The following is a 25,114-nucleotide window of genomic DNA, read 5'->3' on the forward strand; positions in this document are numbered from 1 at the left end:
CCCGGAGGAAATCCTTGATGCACGCCACCGTCCTGGTCCTGGTTGAAAACGTCAACGCCTACCTGCCCCTGCTCGAACAGCAGGGCTTCCAGCTGATCCTGGCGCCGACGCCCGCCGAGCGTGCCCAGGCAATCAAGACCCATGCCGGACAGATCGACGCGGTACTGACCCGTGGCCCCCTGGGCCTGACAGCGGCGGAGATCGCTGCCCTGCCCCAGCTGCAGATCATCTGCGTGATCGGCGCCGGCTATGAGCAGGTGGACCTGCAAGCCGCGAGCAACCACGGGGTTGCCGTGACCAATGGCGCCGGGGTCAATGCCTCCTCCGTGGCCGATCACACCCTGGCATTGCTGCTGTCCCTGGTGCGCGGCATTCCCCAGGCCGATGCCGCCGTGCGCCAGGGTCAATGGCCAAAAGTCATGCGCCCGTCCCTGGCCGGCATGCGCCTGGGGATCCTTGGCCTCGGCGCCGTGGGCCAGGCGATCGCCCGGCGCTGCGCCCTGGGTTTCGACATGACGGTGGGTTATCACAGCCGTCAGCCAAGACCGGACCAGCCCTACCGCTTTTACCCAACCCTGGTTGAGCTGGCGCAGGACTCGGACGTGCTGGTAATTGCCACGCCCGGCGGCGCCGAGACCCAACACTTGGTGGGCTCCCCCGTGCTCGAGGCTCTTGGCCCGGAGGGGTTCCTGGTGAACATTGCCCGCGCCAGCGTGGTCGACACCGACGCACTGCTGCAGGTCCTGGAACAACGGCGGATTGCCGGCGCGGCCCTGGATGTGTTCGATGACGAGCCAGGGGTGCCGGAACGCCTCAAGGCCCTGGACAACACAGTGCTGACACCCCACGTCGCCGGGCTCTCGCCCCAGGCCAGCCAGGACACCGTGGCAATGGTCGGCCGCAACCTGCTCGCGCACTTCGCCGACCAGCCGCTGCTGACCCCGGTGGCACTGCCCGCGCCGAACCGAAACGTCCCCTGATAGAAAGCACGGCCTATGCTCGTAACGGCGACCGGGGGTTGTTGCGTTCGCCAATGACAATGATCCAGCGACCGCCTCGCAACCAGGAACACTCGGTTGGCCGGCAAGCCGGTTGCTACAGATTCAAACGCTTGTATCAAAAGCAATGATTGTCCAGCAACACGCGCACCTATAAAGGCCCGCCGCGATTGTGAGGGGCCAGTAGGCGCATTAGATTAGCCAATAATCTCTGGCCTCCAGAATAAGCAGAAGGGATAAGCATGGCGCTTACAGACCAATCCACCCGAACGCGCTCCGGCGAGGAACTCGATGCCAGCCTGATCGATCCGTACCTCAAGGCACAGATTCCAGGCCTGACCGGCACGCCGCAGATCAGCCAGTTCCCGGGCGGTGCCTCGAACCTCACCTACCTGCTGGAATACCCCGGCCAGGAGTTCGTCCTGCGCCGCCCACCCTTCGGCCACAAGGCCAAGTCCGCCCACGACATGGGCCGCGAGTTCCGGATCCTCAATCAGCTGCGCGAGGGTTTTCCGTACTGCCCCAAAGCCTACGTGCATTGCACCGACGAAGCGGTGATCGGCGCCGAGTTCTATGTCATGGAACGGGTCAAGGGCATCATCCTGCGCTCCGATTTGCCGCCGGAGTTGGGGCTCGACGCGAACCAGACCCAAACCCTGTGCAAGAGCTTCATCGACCGCTTGGTCGAACTGCACCGGGTCGACTACAACGCCTGCGGCCTGGGCGACCTGGGCAAGCCCGAAGGTTACGTGCAGCGCCAGATCAAGGGCTGGAGCGATCGTTACGAAAAGGCCCTGACCCCCGACGCACCGCAGTGGCAAGCGGTGAAGGCCTGGCTCAACGACAAGATGCCCGCCGACCATCCGACTTCGAGCATCGTGCACAACGACTACCGCTTCGACAACGTGATCCTCGACCCGCAGAACCCGATGCAGATCATCGGCGTGCTGGACTGGGAACTGACCACCCTGGGTGATCCGCTGATGGACCTGGGCAACACCTTGGCCTATTGGATCGAAGCCGCCGACCCGGCGCCGGTGCAACTGATGCGCCGCCAGCCGAGCAACGCTCCGGGCATGCTGACCCGCCAGCAGTTCGTCGACTACTACGCCGAGCGCGCAGGTCTGCAGATCGGCAACTTCGACTTCTACTACACCTATGGCCTGTTCCGCCTGGCCGGCATCGTGCAGCAGATCTACTACCGCTTCTACCACGGCCAGACCCAGGACAAACGCTTCGCACAGTTCATCCACATGAACACACTGCTGGAGCAGATGAGCCTGCAAGTCATCGGCAAATCCAGCCTCTGACAGCGCCCCGGCACCCGACCGCCCAACAAGGAAACACCATGTCCAAGACTCAGTTGTTCGACCTCGACGGCAAGATCGCATTCGTCTCCGGCGCCAGCCGCGGCATCGGTGAGGCCATCGCCAAGCTCCTGGCCCAGCAAGGTGCCCATGTGATCGTCTCGAGCCGCAAGCTCGAGGGCTGCCAGCATGTGGCCGACGCCATCATCGCCGCGGGCGGCAAGGCCACCGCCGTTGCCTGCCACATCGGTGAAATGGAGCAGATCAGCCAGGTCTTCGCCGGGATTCGCGAGCAGTTCGGACGCCTGGACATCCTGATCAACAACGCTGCCACCAACCCACAGTTCTGCAACGTCCTGGACACCGACCTGGGCGCCTTCCAGAAGACCGTCGACGTCAACATCCGCGGCTACTTCTTCATGTCGGTGGAAGCCGGCAAGCTGATGCGCGAGAACGGCGGCGGCAGCATCATCAACGTGGCCTCGATCAACGGCGTGTCGCCGGGGATCTTCCAGGGCATCTACTCGGTGACCAAGGCCGCGGTGATCAACATGACCAAAGTCTTCGCCAAGGAATGCGCACCGTTCGGCATCCGTTGCAACGCCTTGTTGCCGGGCCTGACCGACACCAAGTTCGCCTCGGCCCTGGTGAAGAACGACGCCATCCTCAAAACCGCCCTGGCACAGATCCCCCTCAAACGCGTGGCCGACCCGAGCGAAATGGCCGGTGCGGTGCTCTACCTGGCCAGTGATGCATCAAGCTACACCACTGGTGTTGCGCTCAACGTGGACGGTGGCTTCCTTTCCTGAAGTCCACTTGCGCCACCCAAAAGGCAGCCTCCCTGGCTGCCTTTTTCATTTCCCGCAGGAGCTGGCGTGCCAGCGAAGAGGACCTTGAACCCAGCGCCCCGCCACAGGCCCTTTCGCCGGCAAGCCGGCTCCTACACGACGAGGTCAAAACTTTTATTCCAGTAATTGCAATTAGAGAATATTTATTCCATAACTAGCCCTTCCTACAACAATAATCCTGCAGGTGCGGTTATGGATGAACTTGGCATTGGCTTGATCGGTACCGGCTTCATGGGTCGCGCTCACGCCCTGGCGTTTCGTAGCGTCAGCGCGGTCTTCGAACTGCCGGTGCGCCTGCACCTGGCAGCCCTGGCGGATGCCGATCCTCAGCGCGCCGAACAGTGTGCCGGCGCCTGGGGGTTTGCCCAGGCCCACGCCGACTGGCAACAGTTGATCGACAACCCCCGCGTCAACCTGGTGGCGATCACCACCCCCAACCACCTGCACTTTCCCATGGCCATGGCAGCACTGGCGGCGGGCAAGGCGTTGTACTGTGAAAAGCCCCTGGCGGTCAGCGTCGAGCAGGCCCGGCAAATGCATCACGCAGCCCAGGCCGCCGGGGTGGTGACGCGGGTCGGCTACAACTACCAGCACAACCCGATGATCACCCTGGCCCGGGAGCTGATTGGCAACGGCGAGCTGGGCCAGTTGGTGAGTTTCCAGGGGGAGTTCAGCGAGGACTTCATGGCCGACCCGGACTCGCCCTGGTCCTGGCGCTGCGAGCCGCAGCATGCCGGTGGCGCCCTGGCGGACCTGGGCAGCCACCTGCTGGCGATGGCGCGTTTTCTCATGGGCCCGGTGCAGGCCGTGTGCGCCGACACCCAGACCGTGCATCTGCAACGGCCCATCAGCGCCGGCAGCCAGGAGCGGCGCAGCATCAACGTGGATGATCAGGCCCACGCCTTGCTGCGCTTTGCCAATGGCGCCCGGGGCACGGTAAGCAGCAGCTGGATCAAGCATGGCTACAAGAACCACCTGAGTTTCGAGATCAGCGGCACCCTGGGTACCTTGGCTTTCGATCAGGAGCGGCTCAACGAACTGCGCCTGTACCGGGTTGGCCAGAAAGGTTTCCAGCGACTGCTGGCCGGCCCTTCCCTGCCCGGCTATGCGGCCTTCAGCCCGGCACCTGGGCATCAGTTGGGGTACAACGAACTCAAGACCCTGGAGGTGCAGGAGCTGATCATGGCCCTGGGCGGACAGGGTCGCCATGGCACGGATTTCCAGGAAGCCTGGGAAGTGGAGCGCCTGGCGGCGGCGATCCGCATTGCCGCCGAGGAACAGCGCTGGGTGACACTGTAGGAACCGGCTTGCCGGCGCGGGTGGTCTTGCGGGCCTCTTCGCTGGCAAGCCAGCTCCTACGGCTGGCACAGATATCGCGGGGGTCTGTAGGAGCCGGCTTGCCGGCGAAGGCGGTCTTGCGGGCCCCTTCGCTGGCAAGCCAGCTCCTACGGCTGGCAGAGATATCGCGGAGGTTCTGTAGGAGCCGGCTTGCCGGCGAAGGCGGTCTTGCGGGCCTCTTCGCTGGCAAGCCAGCTCCTACGGCTGGCAGAGATATCGCGGGGGTCTGTAGGAGCCGGCTTGCCGGCGAAGGCGATCTTGCGGGCCTCTTCGCTGGCAAGCCAGCTCCTACGGTTGGCAGAGATATTGCGGGGGTCTGTAGGAGCCGGCTTGCCGGCGAAGGCGATCTTGCGGGCCTCTTCGCTGGCAAGCCAGCTCCTACGGCTGGCAGAGATATCGCGGTGGGGTTACAGGGGGAGCGCGGCCAGACGTGCGGCCAGGGCCTTGGCTTGCAGGGCCACGTCGGTGACCGCGGTGCTTTCCCACCACATGCCACGCAAGGGCGGGCCCAGGGCGAACAGACGCGCGGATGCCTGGCCCCGGGCGTCGTGCACGGCGCCATCGGCAGCGGCGCTGATGCCCAGGGCCAAAGGCCCGGGCGTGACCAGGCCACGGGCCAGCAGTTGCCGGGGCAAGGGCCGCGCTACCCGGCGCCAGTCGTATTCGATGCCGCTGGAGTTGATCAGGGCATCACCCGCCAGGCGCACGCTCTCCTGGCTGCCCCGATACCGCAGGCGGATCGCCAGCCCTCCGTCTTCGCTCGGCTCAAGCCCCTGGTAGGACCCGGCATGAATCCGCAAGCGCCCTTGCCCATGCAGCCGCGCCACCAGTTCCGCGCTCAGGGGCGGCGAGCGATGGTGATGGCTCTCCCACCACGGCCGCACATGGCGCACGAACTGGCGCCGCTGAACATCCGTGGCCTGGCTCCACAAGCGCCCGATATGCACCCGCACCGTGTCCAGCGGCGCCTGCCAGTCGATGCCTTGGGCCTGGGCCGCGTGGCATTGCTGGCGCAGCGCCCGCAGCAGTTGCCGGGGGCTGCGGATGCTCAGGTCGGCGGCGAGAAAGTCCTCCCAGGCCGGGGGCTGGCGGCGCACGTGGGGCAGTAGCCCATGGCGGGAAAACACCTCGATCGGCCCGCGATGCCCGGCCTGCTCCAGGGACACCACGGCGTCCACCATGGTCAGCCCGGAGCCGATGATCAGCACCCGCGCCTGGGGGTCAAGAGCGGCCATGGCGGCTACATCCCAGAGGTCCAGCGCTGCAGCATTCAGGCCGCTGGAGCGGGTCTGCGGGGTACGCGCCGCGGGGAACATGCCGGTGGCCAGCACCGCCACGGCGCCGCGCAGTTGCCGGCCATCCGCGAGGCTCAGCCGCGCGCCGTCGCGGTCGATCTCCAGGTCCACCGCTTCGCCCTGCACATGGGTCACCGAGGAACCCCGGGCCCGGCCCTGCTCCCGGGCTTCGGCCAGCCGCTGCTGGACGTACACGCCAAACAGCCCGCGGGGCGCAAACAGCTGACTGACTGGCACATGCTGGCGGTCCGACTCGGGCCAGCCTCCAGCGGCGATATGCTGGGTGAGCCAATGAGTCAGGTCATCGGGATTGTCCGGGTCGACGCTCATGCGCGCGGCATTGCCGTTCAAGGTATGCCCAAGCTCCACGGCGCTGTAGGCCTCGCCACGCCCCAGCTCACTGCGCGACTCGATCACCAGGATCCGCCGCCGGCCCGGCAGACGCAGCAGTTGCGCCGCCAGCAAGGCGCCACTGAGGCCACCACCGACGATCAGAACCTCGGCATCACGGGTGGCAGGGTTTGCCTGTGCAACGTCGGTTTGGCTCATGGAATGCTCACGGTCAGTGTTTACCCAGGTAAAAGTCGTGCAGGTCGCTCCGACCCCATCGTGGCTCGGCGCTGCCCGGCAAGTAGGCACGGGAAACGCATTTGAGCGCCAGATCAATCCGTCGCTTGGCCCACATAAAGCGCGGCTCACCCCGTGCTTGAGCTGGGCGACGCTCTGAAAATCGCCGGGACGATAATAAGCGCCAAAACCATGGACGGTTCAGCAACCGGTACCAAAGTAGGACGCTTGCTCAGCGCCCCTGCGCTGGCGACCAGGGCAAAGGGCGGCGCCGTGAAGGATCGACTCGACCCGGGTCATGCAATGTTCCGTTTGAATGCGCTGACCCAGGCCGGGACTGTGGGCTGTGGGCTGGACGGCGGTTGCCAGATGAACTGCAGGCGCTGAAAGCCCAACAGACGGCGCACGGGCTGTATGAGCAGCCTTGGCAGGGTGCGATGGGAATGTGCGATGCCCCACTCCCACAGGCGCCGCCGCCAATTGTCCGCAGGCGCCAGGCGGCGCTCGATCTGGTTCGCCAGGTGTTGCAGGCGCTGGGGCGAAAGCAGCAGGCCGCTGGGGGCTACGTCGCGGCGGTCGCGACAGGCCGAGCGGCGGGCCTCGGGGAAGGCCAGGCTGTGACCGCTGCTCAGCCACTGCTCCAACAGCACCGCCAAGCCGCCCTGCCACTCCGTGCCCTCCTCGCTCCACAGCTGTGCAGCGCCGATCGGGTGTCGCCAGCAGGTCTGGCGCCGAGGCGTTTCACGGGTCTGCAGCAACTCGCTGAAGACCCGCAGCCGCCCGGATGAAGTCGCAGGAAGGCGCGGCTGGGCCTGCCGAGCGATCAACAGTTGCGGGGCCATGCAGCGTTCTCCGGCAGCCAGCCAGCGCAACACCTGCTGGCGCGAATCGACCAGCGCGTGGGTCGGCCGCAGGCGCCACAGAGCCTGGTGCAAAGCCTCGGGGCCCAGCTCATGGTCGATGCTCAGAACTTTGCCACCGATGCTCAGGGCGGCCAGGGCCAGCAGCAACAGGTCAGGCTCGAACAGCGCGCTCAGGGCCAGCCGCGAATGCTGATTGAAACCCTGCTGGTGCAGGCCGTCGGCCAGGCGCTCAACATCGCGCAACGCGTCGATCCAGCGCCAGGCGTACCAGTGACCGTGGCGCTTGTGGCGCAGGGCGTTGTGCAACGGGCTGACCTGGGCCCAATGGTGCAATTGCTCCAGGGCTCCAGGTAGCTGGAGCAGGGCCTGTGGTTGCGGCGAATCCGCAGTCGACGGCGGTTTGAGTAGCTGCACGCTCATGGAGCAACCTCGCGGGCTTGGCAAAGCGTGCGGTGTTCCGCTGGCTGAAAATGAACATCGAGCTGATCGCCCACGGTAGGAGCGTACTTGCCGGCGCAGGCGACTTCACCAAGCCTCTACGCTGGCAAGCCCCCATCTGCACCGGCGCCTCACTGGATACGTTGTCCAATACACCGCAGCGCCAGTTGCAAGCGTCGCTCGCAGGCAGGGCCGTCAGGCAGATGCACGTTTATGCGCCTCCTGGCGTTGTCCGCCAAGGTTGCGCCAAGCGCTGCCGGGGTGGCTCTCGGGCAGCCGTGGCGCAGCGCCGAAGAGCTTCTCCCGCAGAGTGCCCGGGGCGTAGTCGGTTTTGTAGACGCCACGCTTTTGCAGCTCGGGCACCAACAGCTCCACTGCGTCGATAAAGGTTTCGTGGGTCAACGCGTAGGCCAGGTTGAAGCCGTCGACGTCGGTCTCTTCGACCCATTCCTGAAGCAGGTCCGACACAGTCTCCGGGCTGCCGACAAACAGTGGGCCAAAGCCACCGATGCCAACCCAGTCGGCCAGCTCATGGGGCGTCCAGACCTTGTTCGGGTCCGCTGTGGAGAAGGCGTCCACCGCCGACTGGATAGCGTTGGTGTGCACGTGCCTGAGGGGTTCATCAGGCTTGAAGCGGCTGAAGTCGATGCCGGTCCAGCCACAGATCAGCGCCATGGCGCCTTCGTAGCTGACCCAGGATTTGTACTCCTCGAACTTGGCCTTGGCCTGGGCATCGGTCTCGCCAAGAATCACCGTCTGCAGGTTGAAGACCAGGATCTTCGACGGATCGCGCCCAGCCTCGGCGGCGCGCCGGCGAATGTCGGCCACGGTCTTCTTCAGCAGCACCTTGGAGGGCGCGGCGACGAACACGCATTCGGCGTGCTCGGCGGCGAACTGCTTGCCGCGGCTCGACGCCCCGGCCTGGTAGAGCAGCGGGGTGCGTTGCGGCGAGGGTTCGCACAAGTGAATCCCCGGCACCTGGAAGTGTTTGCCGACGTGGCGGATCTCGTGGATCTTGCTCGGGTCGCTGAAGATCCGCCGCTCCCGGTCACGCAGGACCGCGCCGTCTTCCCAACTGCCTTCCCAGAGTTTGTAGCAGACCTCCAGGTACTCCTCGGCATAGTCATAGCGCGCATCGTGTTCAATCTGGGCTTGCTGGCCGAGGTTCTTCGCCCCGCTCTCCAGATACGAGGTGACAATGTTCCAGCCGGCGCGGCCCTTGGTCAGATGATCCAGGGTCGACAGGCGCCGGGCGAACGGATACGGGTGTTCGAAAGACAGCGACGCCGTCAGGCCAAAACCCAGGTGCTCGGTGACCAAGGCCATGGGCGGGATCAATTGCAGCGGATCGTTCACCGGGACCTGGGTCGCCTGGCGGATCGCCGCGTCGCCATTGCCGTGGTAGACGTCGTAGATGCCCAGCACATCGGCGATGAACAGTCCGTCGAACTTGCCCCGCTCGAGGATCTTGGCCAGGTCGGTCCAGTACTCCAGGTCCTTGTACTGCCAGGAGCGGTCGCGAGGATGGGCCCAGAGCCCCGGCGACTGGTGACCGACACAGTTCATGTCAAACGCATTCAGGCGAATTTCACGAGGCATCACACCGCACTCCCGAGACCCTGGGGGAGCACGCCGTTGAGGCGGTAGTTGCCGATCACTTGGTACTTCCAGCGCAACGGGTCTTGCACGGTTGGCGGCTGCGGGGTGCGCTGCCCGGTGAGCTCGAACTCGGCGTTGGCGGCCGCCAGCAGTGCCTCGGCAGCAGCAATCGCCGCTTCTGCCAGGGCGATGCTAACCTCGGCCGGCTCCTGATCCTCTGCCAACTGCAGCTCAGCCCGCTCTTGCAGGGCCGCCGCCACTTCGATACGGACCTGCAGGTCGCCAAAGCGACTGATCACATAAGGGTCGTCACTGGCCTTGGCCAGGCCACTGGCGGCCCAGGGCTGTGCCTGCTCACGGATGAAGTCCAGGCTGCGCTGCAACAGCCCGCGGGCTCGTTGTAGATCGTCGGCGCTGCTGGCCAGGGCGGCCTGGGGGCTGTGGGCTTGAGCGTGGATCAATGCATTCATGTCCGATTCCTTCAGTTCCAGGCGTGACGGGCCGGCTTGACGCCGTTGAGCAGGAAGTTGCCGATCAGGTGATATTTCCAACGGACCGGATCATGCAGGGTGTGAGTTCGCGCATTGCGCCAGTGCCGGTCGAGGTTGTACTTGCCCGCCACCGAACGGGTGCCGGCCAGCTCGAACAGCTTGCTGGCTGCCAGCAAGGCGCTTTCCGCCGACAACACCTTGGCCTGGGCCACCACTATCGAGGCCTGGGCGACACTGTCCTCATTGGCATTGACCAGGGCCTGCTCGATGGCCCGGGCGGCCTTGGCGAGCACCGCTTCGGTGCCATGAACCCGCCATTCCAGATCGCCGATGGCGGCGATCGTGAACGGGTCCTGCCAGCCATGATCCAGGCCGCTGTCGATCCACGGCCGGGATTGCCGGGCATGCTGCTTGGCGTCTTCCAGGGCGGCGACGGCGATGCCCGTGTCCACCGCGGCCTGGATGATCTGCGAAATCGGACCATCGGCGGTGGGCTGCTCGAATGCCCGGTGGGCCGGGATCACCGCGCTGCGCGGTACCTGTACGGCCTTGAGGCTGACGCCGCCGCTGGCGGTGGTGCGCTGGCCGAAACCGTCCCAGCTGTCGATCACCGTCAACCCGGGGTTGTCCCGTTCAATAAAGGCAATGTGGGCCTGGTTGTGCTCATCCACCGCCACCGCCGGAACGATGTGGGCAAACAAGGCGCCGGTGCAGTAGAACTTCTCACCGTCGATTTGCGCCTGGTCGCCGGTAAAACGGATCTGCGTCTCGAAGGCCCCGACGTGCTTGCTGCCGGCTTCGGAAAACGCATTGCCGAAGCGCTGACCCTGCAGCACCTTGGCGAAGTAATGGCGCTTCTGCTCCTCGCTGGCGGTCTGCAGCAGGATGTCCACCACCCCCAGGTGGTTCTGCGGCAACTGGCCCAGGGAGGGGTCGGCGGCGGAGATCAGCTTGATCACCTCCACCAGGGTCACATAGGACACTCCGGCACCGCCGTAGGCCCGGGGAATGGTGATGCCCCACAGGCCGCTGGCGGAGAATTCGTCGAGTTCCGCCAGCGGCAGGCGCCGTTCGCGATCGCGTACCGCCGCCTCCACCGCGAAGCGCTGGGCCAGCGCCCGGGCAACGCTGATCGCCTCGGCATCACTGCGGATGATATGGGCACTGAATGGGGGTTGAGCTGGGGCTGTCATGGGCCGACTCCGCTTCCTGAAGATCAAGATGAACACCCGTGGAGGGGTTCCTGTCAGCAGCGTTGCAGGAGTCGAGCCAACGACTTAAATGCTTCTATTTCAATCAGTTATAAAACAATTCAAATAATCGACATCAACTGAAAACCAGCAAAATGTTCAATCACTGTTGCTGGGCCAACAGTAGCCACCGAGCCTCGCCCTCAGATCACCACGTTGCGTACGAAGCGCGTGGCTTCGCTACCGTCATTGCGATAGCCGTGGGGCACATGGCTGGCGAACATGAAGAACTCACCGCTTTGCAAACGCCGCTCGCTGTCGCCGAAGAACACCGTCAGGCAGCCTTCGAAGACATAGATCTGCTCGCTCCAGCCCTGGGCGTCGCATTCCGAACGGTAGATCTCCCCCGGCTCCAGTTGCCACTCCCAGAGTTCCACTTCGCGCCGGGCCTCGGCCTTGGCCAGCAGTACCGCCTTGCTACCGGGAATGACACCGGCCCAGGCCAGTTCGTTGATACGGCTCGGGTCCGGGGAACCGGGGGCCTGGATCAGGTCGCTGAAGGCCACATCCAGGGCTTCGGCCACCCGGTCCAGGGTGCCGAGGCTGACATTCTTTTCCCCCGCTTCGATGGCCACCAGCATTCGCCGGCTGACATCGGACTTTTCCGCCAGGGCGCTCTGGCTCAGGCCCGCGGCATGGCGCAGGCGCCGCACATTGAGGCTGACGTGTTGCAGGACCGAAGCCCGCTGGCTGTTTTCTTTGTGCACTATATTGCTCACTCTCCAGGCCTGCGCAGTATACTGCCCAACTTCCGGCGCATTGTGCGTCCCCCTCAGGTAGCACGCAAGGCCATGACGTCCAGACCCTCCCGCGGATTGCAGTTCAAACTCAGCAAGGCCGAAGCCGTGCTGGTGCTGATCACCATGATCTGGGGCGGCACCTTCTACCTGGTGCAACAGGCCATGACCGTCAGCGGGCCGATGTTCTTCGTCGGCCTGCGCTTCGCCGCGGCGGCCTGCATCGTCACCCTGTTTTCCCTGCGCCACCTGCGCGGCCTAACCCTGTTCGAGCTGCGCGCCGGCAGTTTTATCGGTACCGCCATCATGCTCGGCTATGGCCTGCAGACGGTAGGCCTGCAAAGCATCCCCAGCAGCCAGTCGGCGTTCATCACCGCGTTGTATGTGCCCTTCGTGCCGTTGCTGCAATGGCTGTTCATGGGCAAGCGCCCTGGCCTGCTGCCGAGCATCGGCATCATGCTGGCATTCACTGGGTTGATGCTGCTGTCCGGGCCCAACGGCGCCTCCCTGGACTTCAGCCCGGGGGAGATCGCCACCCTGATCAGCACCGTGGCGATAGCCGCCGAGATCATCATGATCAGCAGTTTCGCCGGGCGCGTGGATGTGCGCCGGGTCACCGTGGTGCAACTGGCCGTCACCTCGCTCCTGGCCTTTGCCGTGGTGGGACCGACCGGCGAGGCGCTGCCGGGGTTTTCCTGGCTGCTGCTGGCCAGCGCCCTGGGCCTGGGCGCCGCCAGCGCGGCGATCCAGGTGGCGATGAACTGGGCGCAGAGAAGCGTCTCGCCGACCCGCGCCACCCTGATCTACGCCGGTGAACCGGTGTGGGCCGGAGTGATCGGGCGGATCGTCGGCGAACGCCTGCCGGGGCTGGCATTGCTGGGCGGCGCCTTGATCGTGCTGGCGGTGATCATCAGCGAATGGAAACCCAAGGCAGAAGCCGGGCAACCGAGCGGCGAGGCGCTGGAGTCCTGAGCACCGGCCCGCGGTAGGGGCCGGCTTGCTGGTGAGGGTGGTCTTGAGGGCCCTTTCGCTGGCAAGCCAGCTCCTACGGCTGGCAGGGATAGTTGTGGGGACTGTAGGAGCCGGCTTGCCGGCGAAGGCGGGCTTGGATGCCAGCGCCTACAGGGACTCGGGGCCGTAGAGCCAGGTGGGCACGGTCAGCGAGCCCTTGTGCTTGGGTTCCAGTAGCACCCGGTCGTTTTCGGGCTCGCCGTGATAATAGAAATAGGCGTGGTAGAGCATGTGCCCCTCGGCAAAGGCGTGGTCGAAGTAGAGCACCGTGCCCGGCGGCAGCACGTAGCTGCGGTCATCCCCCAACGGGCCTTCGATGACCAGGGCCTGGCGGGTCTTGAGCATCTCGGGACGGTTGAGAAAATACTCCAGTCCGAGCCCCAGCGCCGCGCCGAAACAGGTGAACAGCAACGCGAAACATACACGTCGAATAATCCGAGCCATGGTCGATCCTTGAATGAGGTGCACCGTCAGCGATCCTTGTAGCGGGTTGTCTTGGGCAGGACATTTGCCCCACAGCTCCCGGTAAGTGGGCGCATTGGGCATTTGTCTCCTACCTTTGAAAGCGCATGTAACATTTCTTATGAAGGCCTAGCTGCGCTTGGCGGTTGGTGATCCAGAGCCTGGCACGTATTATGCCTCATACTTTTCCGCAGATTAGAAGCCTATGTCCCTGATAGTTCTACTGCTTCTGCCGTTCGTAGGCAGCTGTCTGGCGGCCCTGTTGCCGCACAACGCACGTAACACCGAATCGCTGCTGGCCGGCCTGGTGGCATTGATTGGCACCATTCAGGTGGCGTTGCTGTACCCGCAGATCGCCGATGGAGGGGTCATCCGCGAGGAGTTCACCTGGCTGCCGAGCCTGGGGGTGAACTTTGTGCTGCGCCTGGACGGTTTCGCCTGGCTGTTCTCGCTGCTGGTACTGGGGATCGGCACCCTGGTGTCGCTGTACGCGCGCTACTACATGTCGCCGGAAGATCCGGTGCCGCGCTTCTTCGCCTTCTTCCTGGCGTTCATGGGGGCCATGCTTGGCCTGGTGATCTCCGGCAACCTGATCCAGATGGTGTTCTTCTGGGAGTTGACCAGCCTCTTCTCCTTCCTGCTGATCGGCTATTGGCACCACCGCTCCGACGCCCGCCGCGGCGCCTACATGGCGCTGATGGTGACCGGCGCAGGAGGACTCTGCCTGCTGGCGGGGGTCATGCTGCTCGGCCATGTGGTCGGCAGCTACGACCTGGATCAGGTATTAGCTGCCGGCGACAAGATCAGGGCCCATGCCCTCTACCCTGTCCTGCTTCCTCTGATACTGCTCGGCGCCTTGAGCAAAAGCGCACAATTTCCCTTCCACTTCTGGCTCCCCCACGCCATGGCCGCACCGACACCGGTTTCGGCCTACCTGCACTCCGCGACCATGGTCAAGGCCGGGGTATTTCTCCTGGCCCGCCTGTGGCCATCGCTGTCGGGCAGTGATGAATGGTTCTGGATGGTCAGCGGCGCCGGCGCCTGCACCCTGGTGCTGGGCGCTTATTGCGCGATGTTCCAGAACGACCTCAAGGGCTTGCTGGCCTACTCCACCATCAGTCACCTGGGCCTGATTACCCTGCTGCTGGGCCTCAACAGCCCCCTGGCGGCGGTGGCGGCCGTGTTCCACATTCTCAACCACGCCACCTTCAAGGCCTCGCTGTTCATGGCTGCGGGGATCATCGACCACGAAAGCGGCAGCCGCGATATCCGCAAGCTCAACGGCCTGATCAAGCTGATGCCCTTTACCGCGACCCTGGCCATGGTCGCCAGTGCCTCCATGGCCGGTGTACCGCTGCTCAACGGCTTCTTGTCCAAGGAGATGTTCTTCGCCGAAACGGTGTTCATCAACTCCACCGCCTGGGTGGAAACCGCCCTGCCGGTGATCGCCACCATCGCCGGGACCTTCAGCGTCGCCTATGCCCTGCGCTTTACCGTCGACGTATTCTTCGGCGAGCCGGCCACTGACCTGCCGCACACCCCGCACGAGCCGCCACGCTGGATGCGCGCGCCGGTGGAACTGCTGGTGTTCACCTGCCTGCTGGTGGGGATTTTCCCGGCGCAGATCATCGGCCCGTCACTGGCCGCCGCGGCCCTGCCGGTGGTGGGTGGCACCCTGCCGGAATACAGCCTGGCGATCTGGCACGGCCTGAATGCGCCCATGATCATGAGCCTGATTGCCATGGCCTGCGGCATCCTCCTCTACCTGTTGCTGCGCAAGCCGCTGGTGCGGGGTCGCTTCGCCTTCCCGCCGGGAGTCGGCCGCCTCAACGGCAAGCGCCTGTTCGAACGCAGCCTGGTGGGCATGATGCGCCTGGCGCGGCGCCTGGAACGCCGACTGAGCACCAAGCGCCTGCAGACCCAGTTGTTCCTGCTGGTGCTGGCGGCGGTGATCGCCGGACTGATCCCCATGCTCTACAGCCAGCTGACCTGGGGCGACCGGCCGAAGATCCCCGGTTCCATCGTCTTTGTGACCTTCTGGCTGCTGGCCATTGCCTGCGCCCTGGGCGCCGCCTGGCAGGCCAAGTACCACCGTCTCGCCGCCCTGACCATGGTCAGCGTCTGCGGGCTGATGACCTGCGTGACCTTCGTCTGGTTCTCCGCACCGGACCTGGCCCTGACCCAGTTGGTGGTGGAAGTGGTGACCACGGTGCTGATCCTGCTCGGCCTGCGCTGGCTGCCGCGCCGGATCGAAGACGTCTCGCCGTTGCCCAGCAGTGTGCCCAAGGCACGTATCCGGCGCCTGCGCGACTTGTGCCTGTCGATTGCCGTCGGCCTGGGCATGGCCGTGCTGTCCTACGCCATGCTGACCCGCCCGACCCCCAACGATATTTCCTCGTTCTACCTCAGCCGTGCGCTGCCTGAAGGCGGCGGCACCAATGTGGTCAACGTGACCCTGGTGGACTTCCGCAGCTTCGACACCCTGGGCGAGATCACCGTGCTGGCAGCGGTGGCCCTGACCGTGTTCGCCCTGCTGCGGCGCTTCCGCCCGCCCAAGGAAAGCATGCAGTTGCCGGCCCAGCAGCGCCTGCTGGCGCCTGACGTGGTCACCGACCTGGTCAACCCACGCCAGGCCAGCGACACCGCCCTGGGCTTCATGATGGTGCCCGCGGTGCTGGTGCGCCTGCTGCTGCCGATTGCCCTGGTGGTGTCCTTCTACCTGTTCATGCGTGGGCATAACCTGCCGGGCGGCGGTTTCGTCGCCGGGCTGGTGATGTCGGTGGCGTTCATTCTCCAGTACATGGTGGCCGGCACCCAGTGGGTCGAGGCGCAAATGAGCCTGCGGCCGCTGCGCTGGATGGGCACCGGGTTGCTGTTTGCCCTGGCCACCGGGCTCGGCGCCCTGGCCTGGGGTTATCCGTTCCTCACCACCCACACCCTGCACCTGGACCTGCCGCTGTTCGGTGACATTCACCTGGCCAGCGCACTGTTCTTCGACATCGGTGTGTTTGCCGTGGTGCTGGGCGCGACCCTGCTGATTCTCACGGCACTGGCGCACCAGTCGGTGCGGGCCCACAAGCCCGCCAGCCAGTCCAAATCCCTGATCAAGAGCGGAGCCGCCTGATGGAAGAAGTCATTGCAATCGCCATTGGTGTGCTGGCCGCATCCGGCGTCTGGCTGGTGCTGCGGCCGCGGACCTTCCAGGTGGTGATGGGCCTGTGCCTGCTGTCCTACGCGGTCAACCTGTTCATCTTCAGCATGGGCAGCCTGTTCATCGGCAAGGAGCCGATCATCAAGGACGGCGTACCCCAGGACCTGCTGCACTACACCGACCCCCTGCCCCAGGCACTGGTACTCACCGCCATCGTCATCAGCTTCGCCATGACCGCATTGTTCCTGGTGGTGCTGCTGGCCTCCCGGGGCCTGACCGGCACTGACCACGTCGACGGCCGGGAGCCCAAGGAATGAGTGCGTTGTCCCATCTGATAGTTGCCCCCATCCTCCTGCCGCTGTTGACCGCGGCGATCATGTTGCTGCTGGGCGAGAAACACCGCCCGCTCAAGGCCCGGATCAACCTGTTCTCCAGTCTTTTGGGGCTGGGGCTGGCCTGCTACCTGCTGTACTGGACCCAGGTCCAGGGCGCCACCGGCTCCTTTGGCGTGTACCTGCCGAGCAACTGGCAAGTGCCCTTCGGCATCGTCCTGGTGGTGGATCGCCTGTCGGCGCTGATGATGGTGCTCACCGGGATCATCGGGGTCAGCGCGCTGCTGTTCGCCATGGCCCGCTGGGACGGCGCCGGGGCCAGCTTCCACGCGTTGTTCCAGATCCAGCTGATGGGCCTCTACGGGGCCTTCCTGACCGCCGACCTGTTCAACCTGTTCGTGTTCTTCGAGGTGCTGCTGGCGGCCTCCTACGGCCTGATGCTGCACGGTTCGGGACGAGCGCGGGTATCCTCCGGGCTGCACTACGTCACCATCAACCTTGTGGCTTCTTCGCTGTTCCTGATCGGCACGGCGATGATCTATGGCGTGACCGGGACCCTGAACATGGCCGACCTGGCGATGAAGATCCCCCTGGTGCCGGAAGCCGACCGCGGCCTGCTGCACGCCGGTACCGCGATCCTGGCCATCGCCTTCCTGGCCAAGGCCGGGATGTGGCCGCTGAACTTCTGGCTGGTGCCGGCCTATTCCTCGGCCAGTGCCCCGGTGGCGGCCCTGTTCGCCGTCATGACCAAGGTCGGGGTGTATACCGTGCTGCGCCTGTGGACCCTGCTGTTCTCCGGGCAGGCCGGAGCCTCGGCCTACTTCGGTAGCCAGTGGCTGGTGTACGGCGGCATGGCAACGATGTTCTGCGCGGCCCTGGCGATTCTCCCCGCCCAGCGCCTGGAACGCATGGCCAGCCTGAGCATCCTGGTCTCGGCGGGGATCCTGATCTCGGTGATCGGCTTCGCCCAGCCAGCCCTTACCGGCGCGGCGTTGTTCTACCTGTTCAGCTCGACCCTGGCGCTGTGTGCACTGTTCCTGCTGGCGGAGCTGATCGAGCGCTCGCGCTCGGCCAACGAGATTCCCCTGGAAGACGAAGGCGAGGTCCTGCCGCGGCCGCTGGAGTCGCTGCATCCACCGCGGGGCAGCAACCTGGATGACGAACAGAAGGTCGTAGTGGGCCAGGTGATTCCCTGGACCATGGCCTTCCTCGGCTTGAGCTTCATTGCCTGCGCCTTGCTGATCATCGGCATGCCGCCGCTGTCGGGTTTCATCGGCAAGCTCAACCTGATTGCCGCCCTGCTCAACCCGCTGGGCCTGGGCGTCAGCGATGGCACACCGATCTCGGTGGCGGCCTGGTGCTTCCTGGCGCTGTTGATCCTCTCCGGCCTGGCGTCGCTGATCGCCTTTGCACGCTTGGGTATCCAGCGTTTCTGGACCCCGGAGGAACGCCCGTCGCCGGTGCTGCGGCGTCTGGAGTGCGTGCCGATCGTGGCGCTGCTGGGGCTCTGCGTGCTGCTCAGCATCAAGGCCGAGCCGCTGCTGCGCTTCACCCAGGCCACCGCCGACAGCCTCAACCACCCGGAGCATTACGTGATGGCGGTGCTCGGCACCCGTACCGTACTCAGCCCTGAAGCCAAGGCCGCCACCGTGCTGGAGGTGCAACCATGAAGCGCCTGTTTCCCGCCCCCTTCCTGTCCCTGGCGCTGTGGCTGCTGTGGCTGGTGCTGAACCTCTCCGTGAGCCCGGGCAACCTGCTGCTGGGCGCTCTGCTGGGCTTTCTCGCGCCGCTGCTGATGCGCCCGCTGCGGCCGCTGCCGATCCGCATCCGCCGCCCCGGCACCATCCTGCGCCTGTTCCTGCTGGTGGGCCGCGATGTGCTGGTGTCGAACCTGCTGGTGGCCTGGGGCGTGCTCAATGACAGCCGGCGCCCGGTGCACTCGGCCTTCGTCAAGATCCCCCTCGACCTGCGGGACGCCAACGGCCTGGCGGCGCTGTCCACCATCACCACGGTGGTGCCGGGCACGGTCTGGTCCGAGCTGTCCCTGGACCGCAGCCTGCTGTTGCTGCACGTCTTCGACCTGCAGGACGAGGCGCAATTCATCCAGCACTTCAAGGCCACGTACGAGCGGCCGCTGATGGAGATTTTCGAATGAGCGTCCTGTTGACCAACGCGATCCTGCTGAGCCTGTTCCTGTTTTCCCTGGCCATGGTCCTGACCCTGGTGCGCCTGTTCAAGGGCCCCTCGGCCCAGGACCGGGTCCTGGCCCTGGATTACCTGTACATCCTGGCGATGCTGATGATGCTGGTACTGGGCATCCGTTATGCCAGTGACACCTATTTCGAGGCGGCGCTGCTGATCGCCCTGTTCGGCTTTGTCGGCTCGTTTGCCCTGGCCAAATTCCTCCTGCGTGGCGAGGTGATCGAATGAACAGCCTGGAACAACTGCCGTTGTGGGTGGAGATCCTGGTGGCCCTGCTGCTGGTGATCAGCAGCGTCTTCGCGCTGATCGGCGCCCTGGGCATCCTGCGCATGAAGAGTTACTTCCAGCGCATGCACCCACCGGCTCTGGCCTCGACCATGGGCTCCTGGAGCGTGGCCCTGGCCTCGATCCTGTACTTCTCGACACTCAAGTCGGAGCTGGTACTGCACGCCTGGCTGATCCCCATCCTGCTGTCGATCACCGTGCCGGTGACCACCCTGCTGCTGGCCCGGGCAGCGCTGTTCCGCAAGCGCATGGCCGGCGACGATGTGCCGGCGGAAATCAGCAGCAAACGCAACGAGACCGGCAATTAGCCACGCCCGCCAAGCGTAGGAGCCGGCTTGCCGGCGAGGAGCTCCGTGAACCTTGCAGCGACTCTGAAAACGCCTTCGCTGGCAAGCCAGCTCCTACACCCGTCAGCGCCTGCAGCGAGCTGGCGGCCCTTCAGGCCCAGGCCAGGACCAGCAGCCCGGTGCCCAGCAGTACGCACAGCGGCGAGTAGAACAGGGTGTCGAGGCGGGCGAATTTCGAATCCCGTACTTGCTTGAAAAAACCCACCAGTTCGGAGTCGCCAATGGCCCGGGCGAACATCAGCAAGGCAATGGCGCTGATCACCCACTGCAGGGAGGGATGGCTCACCGTCGGCAGGTAGAGCCCGACCCGCAGGCAAACCAGCATCGCCACCAGCAGCAGCCCCACCGACACCAGCATCGTGGCCAAGGCCGGCGGGTGAAACGCCGGCTGGGTCATTCCCGGCAACGGCCCCGGTACTTGGGGAATCACCGCATCACTGCCACGCTTGCCACCGGTGGCCCAGTACAGATGGGCCATGCTGATCAACAGGAAGCTGCCAGCCACTCCCTGCGCAAGCAGAAGATTCATGTTCCGACATCCTTGTAAAAAAGTCGTAAAGAGAATGGACCCGAATCGCAACTTTTGTAAGTACGTCTGTCACCTTCGATGATAAAGTGCCGCCCCATGAAATTTGCCCGATCCGATCGCTCACTCGTTGCCTGGATGCTCTATTGCTGCGTCCTGTTCAATGTGTTCGCCTGCAGCATCGGTCACGGGCAGATGCTCGGCATGCAGCTCAACGGCATTGGCGGGCAGTTCTGCAGCATCGATCCCAACACCCAGGCACCGGCGCAGAACCCGGCCGAACAGGACTCGCTGCCGACCCTGTCCAAGGCCTTCGGTTGCCCGCTGTGCTCCACCGGCGGCATGGGCCCGGCGCTGAACTCCAGCCTGAGCCTGGTCGTGCTGCCGCAACCCCAGGCACCGCCGCTGGCACTCCCGGCCCCGCCTCATCTCCCCGCCCGCTACACCTGGCCCGACGCCCATCCCCGGGCACCGCCTCTCGCCTGACTCTTGCTCGTGCTCAATCAGCCCACTGCGCCTTTGCGCGGCGCTGTCTCGTGGGCCTTTTCCTAGTCAAGAATTCAGGATGCACCGATGAAACACCTTCCTTTACTGGCGAGCCTGCTGGGCTGCCTGTGCGTTAACGCCTGGGGCCAGCCGAGCCTCGAACTGGCCCCTACCACCGTGGGCGCCGATGAGGCCGATGCCGAACCGGGCCTGAGCCTGGACCAGTCCAGCGGCATGGCCTCGCGCCTGGGCCTGAGCCTGCGGGAGACGCCGGCCTCGGTGGCCGTGGCCAGCCGCCAGGACCTCGAACGGCGTGGCGCCCGGACCTTCCAGGACGCCGCCAATGCCCTGCCCGGGGTCAATGCCAGTGCACCGCCAGGCTTTGGCGGTTTCATCTCCTACCGAGGTTTTACCAGCAGCCAGATCACCCAGATGTTCAACGGCATCAACGTCGCCACCGGCCTGGCGCGGCCGGTGGACGCCTGGATCTATGACCGGGTGGAACTGCTGGGCGGGCCCTCGTCGCTGGTCAATGGCGCAGGCTCCGTGGGCGGCTCGCTAAACTACGTGACCAAGCTCGCGGAGCGTCGCGAACAGGCTGCCGAAGGGCTGCTCAGCTATGGCAGCTACGACACTACGCAAACCGCCTTTGGGGTCAATCATGGCCTCAGCCCGGCCGGCGCCGAGGTACAGCACTACGCGCGCTTCGACGTCAGCCACAACACCAGCAACGGCTACATCGACCGCCAGCAGCGGGATGCCTGGAGCCTGGCGTTTTCCCTGCTCAGCGACCTGACCCCGGACCTGTCCCACACCCTGGCCCTGGAGTACCAGGACGAGCACGAAGACAGCCCCTACTGGGGCACCCCGGTGCTCAACCCCAAGGCCGGCGAACTGAAGATCGACAAGCACAACCGCTTCAACAACTACAACGTCGCCGACGGCCTCTATGAACAGCGCACGGTGTGGCTGCGCTCGATCATCGACTATCGGATCAACCCCAGCACCACCCTGCGCAGCACCCTCTATCACCTGGACAGCCAGCGCGACTACCGCAACCTGGAAACCTACCGCTACAGCCCCGACAACACCCAGGTGAACCGCTCCACCGCCTACCTGGTACGGCACCAGGGCGAGCAATACGGCAACCAGTTCGAACTGCGCCACGATGACCAACTGCTAGGGCTCGACACCACCTGGTCCGGGGGCTTGGAGTACAAGGTCAACAGCACCACCAGTTCGCCGTGGAATGTGCCGGCCACCAACAGTGTCGATCCTGGCAATTTCCAGCCGGGGTATTTCTATGACCTGAAAGGCACCCGCCAGGGCTTCGTCAAGGACAAGACCAATCAGGTCACCACCCACGCGCTGTTCGTCGAGAACCGCCTGGCGCTGACCGATGAACTGTCCCTGCTCAGCGGCCTGCGCTATGACGCCATCGACCTCGACGTGACCAACCACCGGGTGATCAGCGCCAGCAACCCAAGGCACCTGAAACGCAGCTGGGAGCCGATCACCGGCCGCCTGGGGCTGACTTACCAGTTCCTGCCCAGTGCCAATGTCTATGTGCAATACAGCACCGCCGCCGAACAGCCCAGCGGGACCCAGAACTTCGAGGTGTCGACCGGCAAGCAATGGGAAGTGGGCAGCAAGTTCGACTACCTGGACGGACGCGGCTCGGCGACCGTTGCCGCCTATCGCATCGAGCGCAAGGACTTTGCCGTCACCGATCCCCTGGACCCGGCCAACAGCATCCCGGTGGGCCAGCAGACCTCCAGGGGCATCGAACTGGCCAGCTCCCTGCGCATCACCCCCAAGCTGCTGGCGGAAGCCAACTTCGCCTGGGTGGATGCCGAGTACGGTGCATTCAACGAGAAAATCGCCAGCGGCGCGGTGGTCTCGCGCAAGGGCAACACCCCGACCAACGTCCCGGACCAGGTGGCCAACCTGTGGCTGACCTATGACCTGACGCCGAGCTGGCAGACCGGGGTCGATGCGCGCTACGTGGCCTCGGTCTACGCCGACAACGCCAACACCCTGACCATGCCCGCCTACACCTTGTACGGCAGCTTCCTGCGCTACAAGGTCGACAGCCATACCAGCGTCACCGGCCGCGTACGCAACCTGACCAACGAGGTCTACGGCCAGTTTGCCCATGTCTCGCCGGCCTACTACCTGGGCACACCGCGCACCTTCGAGGTCGCAGTGCAGACACGCTTCTAAGCCAGACCGCGCCCCGGTCGACGAGCAGGTCTGCCGGGGCCTTAGGTTCGGCGCCTACAGGGCGGCGCTGAGTTTATCGGCGACGTCTTCGGGCACCCAGGCGCGCCAGATGTCGGGGTGTTGCTTGAGGAATGCCCGGGCCGCCTCGCGTGGTGCGCTGTGGTTCTCACTCATCTGCGCCAGGGCCTGGTTCAAGGGGTCGATGGGCAGGTCGACCTTGCTGAAGAAACCACCAACTGCGGGTACTGCTTATGAAAAGGCGCGGACACACCAATCGATAATTTCGAGGCCAGGGAACGCGTCGGGCGCGGGTTGGGATTGTCGGCGTCGGTCAGGGTCTTCCAGGCTTCGGCATCTGGAGTGGTGGTTGGCCAGGGCCGTCTCCAGGGTGATGCCGGTACCCGGCAAGGTGTCGGTGGGCAGGCCATAACCGCTCTCGACAATAATCCGCAGGAGTTCGGTGATCAGGCTGCCGCTTTCCCAGTTCCGGTCGGCGAAGTGAATCGGCTGGGACGCCGCGGCCACCGGCGGCGCACTCAGCGCGGCCAGGGTCAACAGGTTGCCGGCAAGCAGCGCTCGGAATCCTTGCGTGGGGTGCTCCTCTTGGCTCGGGATCAGGGCCAAAGGGTCTTCCTGCGTATGCACGCCAGGCCCCTGAAGCATTAAGTCAACTGACTGTAGTAGAGGTTGCGCATTTTCCACCCGGAGTGACGCCGGATCGGGCGGTCATCGCTCCGCCGGCTCCTGCAGGCGCTGCAATTCACGGCGCACCATGCTGGCGTAGGCCGCCGGGCGCAGGCCGTAGATCTGTGCAGCCACCCAACTCAGCCAGGCCCCCTGCAACACCGCCTTCTGTGCGAACAGGCGCTGGGCCTCGCTACAGGCGGCGGCCAGGTGCTGCTGATGAAACTCGGCACGGCTCTGGCGCGTCACTCGCTGGCCTTGAAGCTCACCAACTCACCCTTGCGAAACTTGGCGGCCTTGGCGGTGACGGCCTTGAGGGTCTTGGTCAGGCCTTCCTGCAATTGCTCGTGGGCGGCGAAGACCGTCACCACCGAATGCCCTTCCTTGAAGACGATCCCCTGCCCCAGAGGGCTGCTGACAAAGGCGTAGTCGCCCAGACCATAGACCGTCAGCTTGATCTCGCGAAAGCGGATCTCCAGCTTGCCGCCTTCTCGGCTGGGCAGCACAGCGGCGCGAAAGTGATCGCCGACCTTGAGTTCCAGGCGCTGCTTATCGTCCACCACCAGAGCCGTCTCGGTGTCGATCTCGGCGATGTAGGTACCTTCGGCGGATTGTTCGGTGACATAGACAAAACGAGATTGGAATTGCTTGACCAGTTTTGCGCGCAAATCGCCCAAAACGAACAACGCATGCATTTCAAGATTACTTACTGCCAAGGAACACTCCCCGATACTCAAAATGATGCCGCCCGAGGAAAAACGGACAGCACGAAAAAACCGCCATGGCGGCGTAGTGACTCCAATCAATCATCCATCAATTGCTCTAGTGAACCTGGCACTCCTGCGGCCACGGCGCTGGGCAAAGCGTAATTCGCCGATGCATCAGGCACATGTCGAAGGCTCAAGGAGTAGGCTCTGACAGCCCGATGTGGCAGCGCATAATCCGGGACAGGGCTGAAACAGGCCAACTGGCCGGACACACCCAGATCATGAATCCCGGTTCGGCAGCCACTGCGGGTTGCAGAGGCAATTCTAGAGCAACTTTGTGCATTTCGACTATTTAAAGCGACTTGTCACTTCGCACCTGCGTACTCAAACAAACCGCTCTTTTGCTCTTCGGCGGGTAATGTTGCCCTGAACCAGTGCTCAACGGCGTCTCTATTCTAACCACTGACACTCTGAAACGCTGCTGCACATTGCCGGAGTTAAACAGAAGAAGTTTCAGTTTAGGCCATCAGACTCCTCGCCACCTAGAGCCCAGGTGACATAACTCAGCCCACCACAGCGCAACAACTGCCATACTCCGCTGTTGGTTGAATGACCGCAGCATGCGGACGTTCAAGCACTCACTCATCTCCAAGGGAAGGCTAGAAGTGATCGAACTAGATATTGGCGAGTTTTTCATTCGTGGCGAGTGCAGAGAAGTCGAGGGCGAATTCCAGGCCGTGATTGCCATGCGCGCCAAACCTCCACTCACCCAGATCACCTTCCACCAAGTGGAACGCGACCGTTGGTTCAAGACCTCGGAAGAGGCGGCAGCGGCAGCCAGGGAGTCCGCCAAGGCCCTCAAGCTGGCCGTCGACCAGGGCGCCCTGAACGCCTGATGTGTGCCGCGCCGATCAAGGATCCGGCGGCGCGACCGACACAAAGGCGAGATCCGTTTTAAGAGCATCAC

The 25,114-nt window shown here is 64.5% G+C and carries 24 protein-coding genes and 1 pseudogene; 14 read left to right on the forward strand and 11 right to left on the reverse strand.

Annotated features, from left to right (window positions below; all coding sequences use genetic code 11):
* Positions 1-17: 17 nt before the first annotated feature.
* The 4 genes from GV818_RS10160 to GV818_RS10175 all read left to right on the forward strand — a co-directional run bounded on the left by GV818_RS10160 (position 18) and on the right by GV818_RS10175 (position 4,452).
* Positions 18-980 (forward strand): 2-hydroxyacid dehydrogenase, encoded by a 963-nt coding sequence (locus tag GV818_RS10160; protein ID WP_161758229.1) that lies wholly within the window; start codon positions 18-20, stop codon positions 978-980.
* A 260-nt stretch (positions 981-1,240) separates the two neighbouring features.
* Positions 1,241-2,308, forward strand: coding sequence for a phosphotransferase family protein (locus GV818_RS10165; protein WP_161758228.1), 1,068 nt, complete (start codon positions 1,241-1,243; stop codon positions 2,306-2,308).
* 38 nt (positions 2,309-2,346) lie between these two features.
* On the forward strand, positions 2,347-3,114 hold the full coding sequence (locus tag GV818_RS10170) for an SDR family oxidoreductase (protein ID WP_161776475.1): 768 nt from the start codon (positions 2,347-2,349) through the stop codon (positions 3,112-3,114).
* Between the two features lie 231 nt (positions 3,115-3,345).
* Positions 3,346-4,452 carry a Gfo/Idh/MocA family protein gene (locus tag GV818_RS10175; RefSeq protein ID WP_161776476.1) on the forward strand — a complete coding sequence of 369 codons (1,107 nt, stop codon included), beginning with the start codon at positions 3,346-3,348 and terminating at the stop codon, positions 4,450-4,452.
* A 446-nt stretch (positions 4,453-4,898) separates the two neighbouring features.
* On the opposite strand, the gene GV818_RS10180 is transcribed toward GV818_RS10175, so the two are convergent.
* The 6 genes from GV818_RS10180 to GV818_RS10205 all read right to left on the reverse strand — a co-directional run bounded on the left by GV818_RS10180 (position 4,899) and on the right by GV818_RS10205 (position 11,701).
* On the reverse strand, positions 4,899-6,335 hold the full coding sequence (locus tag GV818_RS10180) for an FAD/NAD(P)-binding protein (RefSeq protein WP_161776477.1): 1,437 nt from the start codon (positions 6,333-6,335) through the stop codon (positions 4,899-4,901).
* Between the two features lie 314 nt (positions 6,336-6,649).
* A complete protein-coding gene (locus GV818_RS10185) occupies positions 6,650-7,636 on the reverse strand; it encodes an AMP-binding protein (protein WP_161776478.1) in 987 nt (328 codons plus the stop codon).
* 213 nt (positions 7,637-7,849) lie between these two features.
* The gene (locus tag GV818_RS10190) at positions 7,850-9,253 is read right to left on the reverse strand and encodes an LLM class flavin-dependent oxidoreductase (RefSeq protein WP_161776479.1); all 1,404 of its coding nucleotides are present in this window, start codon (positions 9,251-9,253) and stop codon (positions 7,850-7,852) included.
* Positions 9,253-9,723 (reverse strand): acyl-CoA dehydrogenase, encoded by a 471-nt coding sequence (locus tag GV818_RS10195; RefSeq protein ID WP_161758223.1) that lies wholly within the window; start codon positions 9,721-9,723, stop codon positions 9,253-9,255. The genes GV818_RS10190 and GV818_RS10195 overlap by 1 nt, the downstream gene beginning before the upstream one ends.
* Before the next feature lie 11 nt (positions 9,724-9,734).
* Positions 9,735-10,937, reverse strand: a complete 1,203-nt coding sequence (locus GV818_RS10200; RefSeq protein ID WP_161758222.1) for an SfnB family sulfur acquisition oxidoreductase — start codon at positions 10,935-10,937, stop codon at positions 9,735-9,737.
* 200 nt (positions 10,938-11,137) lie between these two features.
* On the reverse strand, positions 11,138-11,701 hold the full coding sequence (locus tag GV818_RS10205; RefSeq protein ID WP_161776480.1) for a helix-turn-helix domain-containing protein: 564 nt from the start codon (positions 11,699-11,701) through the stop codon (positions 11,138-11,140).
* Between GV818_RS10205 and GV818_RS10210 the strand changes: the two genes are divergently transcribed.
* Entirely contained in the window at positions 11,696-12,703 is a 1,008-nt protein-coding gene (locus GV818_RS10210) for a DMT family transporter (RefSeq protein WP_161776481.1), read from the forward strand. The two genes, GV818_RS10205 and GV818_RS10210, sit on opposite strands and share 6 nt — an antisense overlap.
* A gap of 147 nt (positions 12,704-12,850) precedes the next feature.
* On the opposite strand, the gene GV818_RS10215 is transcribed toward GV818_RS10210, so the two are convergent.
* Entirely contained in the window at positions 12,851-13,186 is a 336-nt protein-coding gene (locus tag GV818_RS10215) for a hypothetical protein (protein WP_161776482.1), read from the reverse strand.
* Between the two features lie 223 nt (positions 13,187-13,409).
* Here GV818_RS10215 and GV818_RS10220 point away from each other — a divergent pair, with 223 nt between their 5' ends.
* Genes GV818_RS10220 through GV818_RS10245 form a run of 6 tightly spaced genes read left to right on the forward strand, consistent with a single transcriptional unit; the run spans position 13,410 to position 19,482 of the window.
* On the forward strand, positions 13,410-16,328 hold the full coding sequence (locus tag GV818_RS10220) for a monovalent cation/H+ antiporter subunit A (protein ID WP_161758218.1): 2,919 nt from the start codon (positions 13,410-13,412) through the stop codon (positions 16,326-16,328).
* Complete coding sequence (locus GV818_RS10225) at positions 16,328-16,672, forward strand: Na+/H+ antiporter subunit C (protein WP_159898144.1); 345 nt, start codon at positions 16,328-16,330, stop codon at positions 16,670-16,672. The genes GV818_RS10220 and GV818_RS10225 overlap by 1 nt, the downstream gene beginning before the upstream one ends.
* A complete protein-coding gene (locus tag GV818_RS10230; RefSeq protein WP_161776483.1) occupies positions 16,669-18,357 on the forward strand; it encodes a monovalent cation/H+ antiporter subunit D in 1,689 nt (562 codons plus the stop codon). Before GV818_RS10225 ends, GV818_RS10230 begins: the two co-directional genes overlap by 4 nt.
* Positions 18,354-18,842: a Na+/H+ antiporter subunit E gene (locus GV818_RS10235; protein ID WP_161758216.1), complete on the forward strand. Its 489-nt coding sequence runs from the start codon at positions 18,354-18,356 to the stop codon at positions 18,840-18,842. The genes GV818_RS10230 and GV818_RS10235 overlap by 4 nt, the downstream gene beginning before the upstream one ends.
* Positions 18,839-19,117 (forward strand): K+/H+ antiporter subunit F, encoded by a 279-nt coding sequence (locus GV818_RS10240; RefSeq protein WP_016962858.1) that lies wholly within the window; start codon positions 18,839-18,841, stop codon positions 19,115-19,117. The genes GV818_RS10235 and GV818_RS10240 overlap by 4 nt, the downstream gene beginning before the upstream one ends.
* Positions 19,114-19,482 (forward strand): Na+/H+ antiporter subunit G, encoded by a 369-nt coding sequence (locus GV818_RS10245; RefSeq protein ID WP_161758215.1) that lies wholly within the window; start codon positions 19,114-19,116, stop codon positions 19,480-19,482. The genes GV818_RS10240 and GV818_RS10245 overlap by 4 nt, the downstream gene beginning before the upstream one ends.
* Before the next feature lie 130 nt (positions 19,483-19,612).
* Here GV818_RS10245 and GV818_RS10250 read toward each other — a convergent pair whose 3' ends face one another.
* On the reverse strand, positions 19,613-20,050 hold the full coding sequence (locus GV818_RS10250) for a DUF3995 domain-containing protein (RefSeq protein WP_161758214.1): 438 nt from the start codon (positions 20,048-20,050) through the stop codon (positions 19,613-19,615).
* 96 nt (positions 20,051-20,146) lie between these two features.
* Here GV818_RS10250 and GV818_RS10255 point away from each other — a divergent pair, with 96 nt between their 5' ends.
* The gene (locus GV818_RS10255; RefSeq protein ID WP_178124842.1) at positions 20,147-20,533 is read left to right on the forward strand and encodes a DUF2946 domain-containing protein; all 387 of its coding nucleotides are present in this window, start codon (positions 20,147-20,149) and stop codon (positions 20,531-20,533) included.
* An 87-nt stretch (positions 20,534-20,620) separates the two neighbouring features.
* On the forward strand, positions 20,621-22,756 hold the full coding sequence (locus GV818_RS10260; RefSeq protein ID WP_161776485.1) for a TonB-dependent receptor: 2,136 nt from the start codon (positions 20,621-20,623) through the stop codon (positions 22,754-22,756).
* 54 nt (positions 22,757-22,810) lie between these two features.
* Here GV818_RS10260 and GV818_RS10265 read toward each other — a convergent pair.
* The 3 genes and pseudogenes from GV818_RS10265 to GV818_RS10275 all read right to left on the reverse strand — a co-directional run bounded on the left by GV818_RS10265 (position 22,811) and on the right by GV818_RS10275 (position 24,156).
* Positions 22,811-23,329, reverse strand: a pseudogene (locus GV818_RS10265) (glycine betaine ABC transporter substrate-binding protein).
* A gap of 153 nt (positions 23,330-23,482) precedes the next feature.
* Positions 23,483-23,689, reverse strand: coding sequence for a hypothetical protein (locus GV818_RS10270; RefSeq protein ID WP_161758211.1), 207 nt, complete (start codon positions 23,687-23,689; stop codon positions 23,483-23,485).
* Positions 23,686-24,156: a hypothetical protein gene (locus GV818_RS10275; RefSeq protein ID WP_306108697.1), complete on the reverse strand. Its 471-nt coding sequence runs from the start codon at positions 24,154-24,156 to the stop codon at positions 23,686-23,688. The genes GV818_RS10270 and GV818_RS10275 overlap by 4 nt, the downstream gene beginning before the upstream one ends.
* A 656-nt stretch (positions 24,157-24,812) precedes the next feature.
* Between GV818_RS10275 and GV818_RS10280 the strand changes: the two genes are divergently transcribed.
* A complete protein-coding gene (locus GV818_RS10280) occupies positions 24,813-25,043 on the forward strand; it encodes a hypothetical protein (RefSeq protein ID WP_368668929.1) in 231 nt (76 codons plus the stop codon).
* The last annotated feature ends 71 nt before the right edge of the window (positions 25,044-25,114 follow it).

The sequence above is a fragment of the Pseudomonas sp. Fl4BN1 genome (genome assembly GCF_009908285.1).
Classification (GTDB): Bacteria; Pseudomonadota; Gammaproteobacteria; order Pseudomonadales; family Pseudomonadaceae; genus Aquipseudomonas.

Coding starts and splice junctions, on each gene's coding strand:
- GV818_RS10160 (WP_161758229.1), top strand. CDS start 18: ATGCACGCCACCGTCCTGGTCCTGGTTGAAAACGTCAACGCCTACCTG.
- GV818_RS10165 (WP_161758228.1), top strand. CDS start 1,241: ATGGCGCTTACAGACCAATCCACCCGAACGCGCTCCGGCGAGGAACTC.
- GV818_RS10170 (WP_161776475.1), top strand. CDS start 2,347: ATGTCCAAGACTCAGTTGTTCGACCTCGACGGCAAGATCGCATTCGTC.
- GV818_RS10175 (WP_161776476.1), top strand. CDS start 3,346: ATGGATGAACTTGGCATTGGCTTGATCGGTACCGGCTTCATGGGTCGC.
- GV818_RS10180 (WP_161776477.1), bottom strand. CDS start 6,335: ATGAGCCAAACCGACGTTGCACAGGCAAACCCTGCCACCCGTGATGCC.
- GV818_RS10185 (WP_161776478.1), bottom strand. CDS start 7,636: ATGAGCGTGCAGCTACTCAAACCGCCGTCGACTGCGGATTCGCCGCAA.
- GV818_RS10190 (WP_161776479.1), bottom strand. CDS start 9,253: ATGCCTCGTGAAATTCGCCTGAATGCGTTTGACATGAACTGTGTCGGT.
- GV818_RS10195 (WP_161758223.1), bottom strand. CDS start 9,723: ATGAATGCATTGATCCACGCTCAAGCCCACAGCCCCCAGGCCGCCCTG.
- GV818_RS10200 (WP_161758222.1), bottom strand. CDS start 10,937: ATGACAGCCCCAGCTCAACCCCCATTCAGTGCCCATATCATCCGCAGT.
- GV818_RS10215 (WP_161776482.1), bottom strand. CDS start 13,186: ATGGCTCGGATTATTCGACGTGTATGTTTCGCGTTGCTGTTCACCTGT.
- GV818_RS10220 (WP_161758218.1), top strand. CDS start 13,410: ATGTCCCTGATAGTTCTACTGCTTCTGCCGTTCGTAGGCAGCTGTCTG.
- GV818_RS10225 (WP_159898144.1), top strand. CDS start 16,328: ATGGAAGAAGTCATTGCAATCGCCATTGGTGTGCTGGCCGCATCCGGC.
- GV818_RS10230 (WP_161776483.1), top strand. CDS start 16,669: ATGAGTGCGTTGTCCCATCTGATAGTTGCCCCCATCCTCCTGCCGCTG.
- GV818_RS10235 (WP_161758216.1), top strand. CDS start 18,354: ATGAAGCGCCTGTTTCCCGCCCCCTTCCTGTCCCTGGCGCTGTGGCTG.
- GV818_RS10240 (WP_016962858.1), top strand. CDS start 18,839: ATGAGCGTCCTGTTGACCAACGCGATCCTGCTGAGCCTGTTCCTGTTT.
- GV818_RS10245 (WP_161758215.1), top strand. CDS start 19,114: ATGAACAGCCTGGAACAACTGCCGTTGTGGGTGGAGATCCTGGTGGCC.
- GV818_RS10250 (WP_161758214.1), bottom strand. CDS start 20,050: ATGAATCTTCTGCTTGCGCAGGGAGTGGCTGGCAGCTTCCTGTTGATC.
- GV818_RS10255 (WP_178124842.1), top strand. CDS start 20,147: ATGAAATTTGCCCGATCCGATCGCTCACTCGTTGCCTGGATGCTCTAT.
- GV818_RS10260 (WP_161776485.1), top strand. CDS start 20,621: ATGAAACACCTTCCTTTACTGGCGAGCCTGCTGGGCTGCCTGTGCGTT.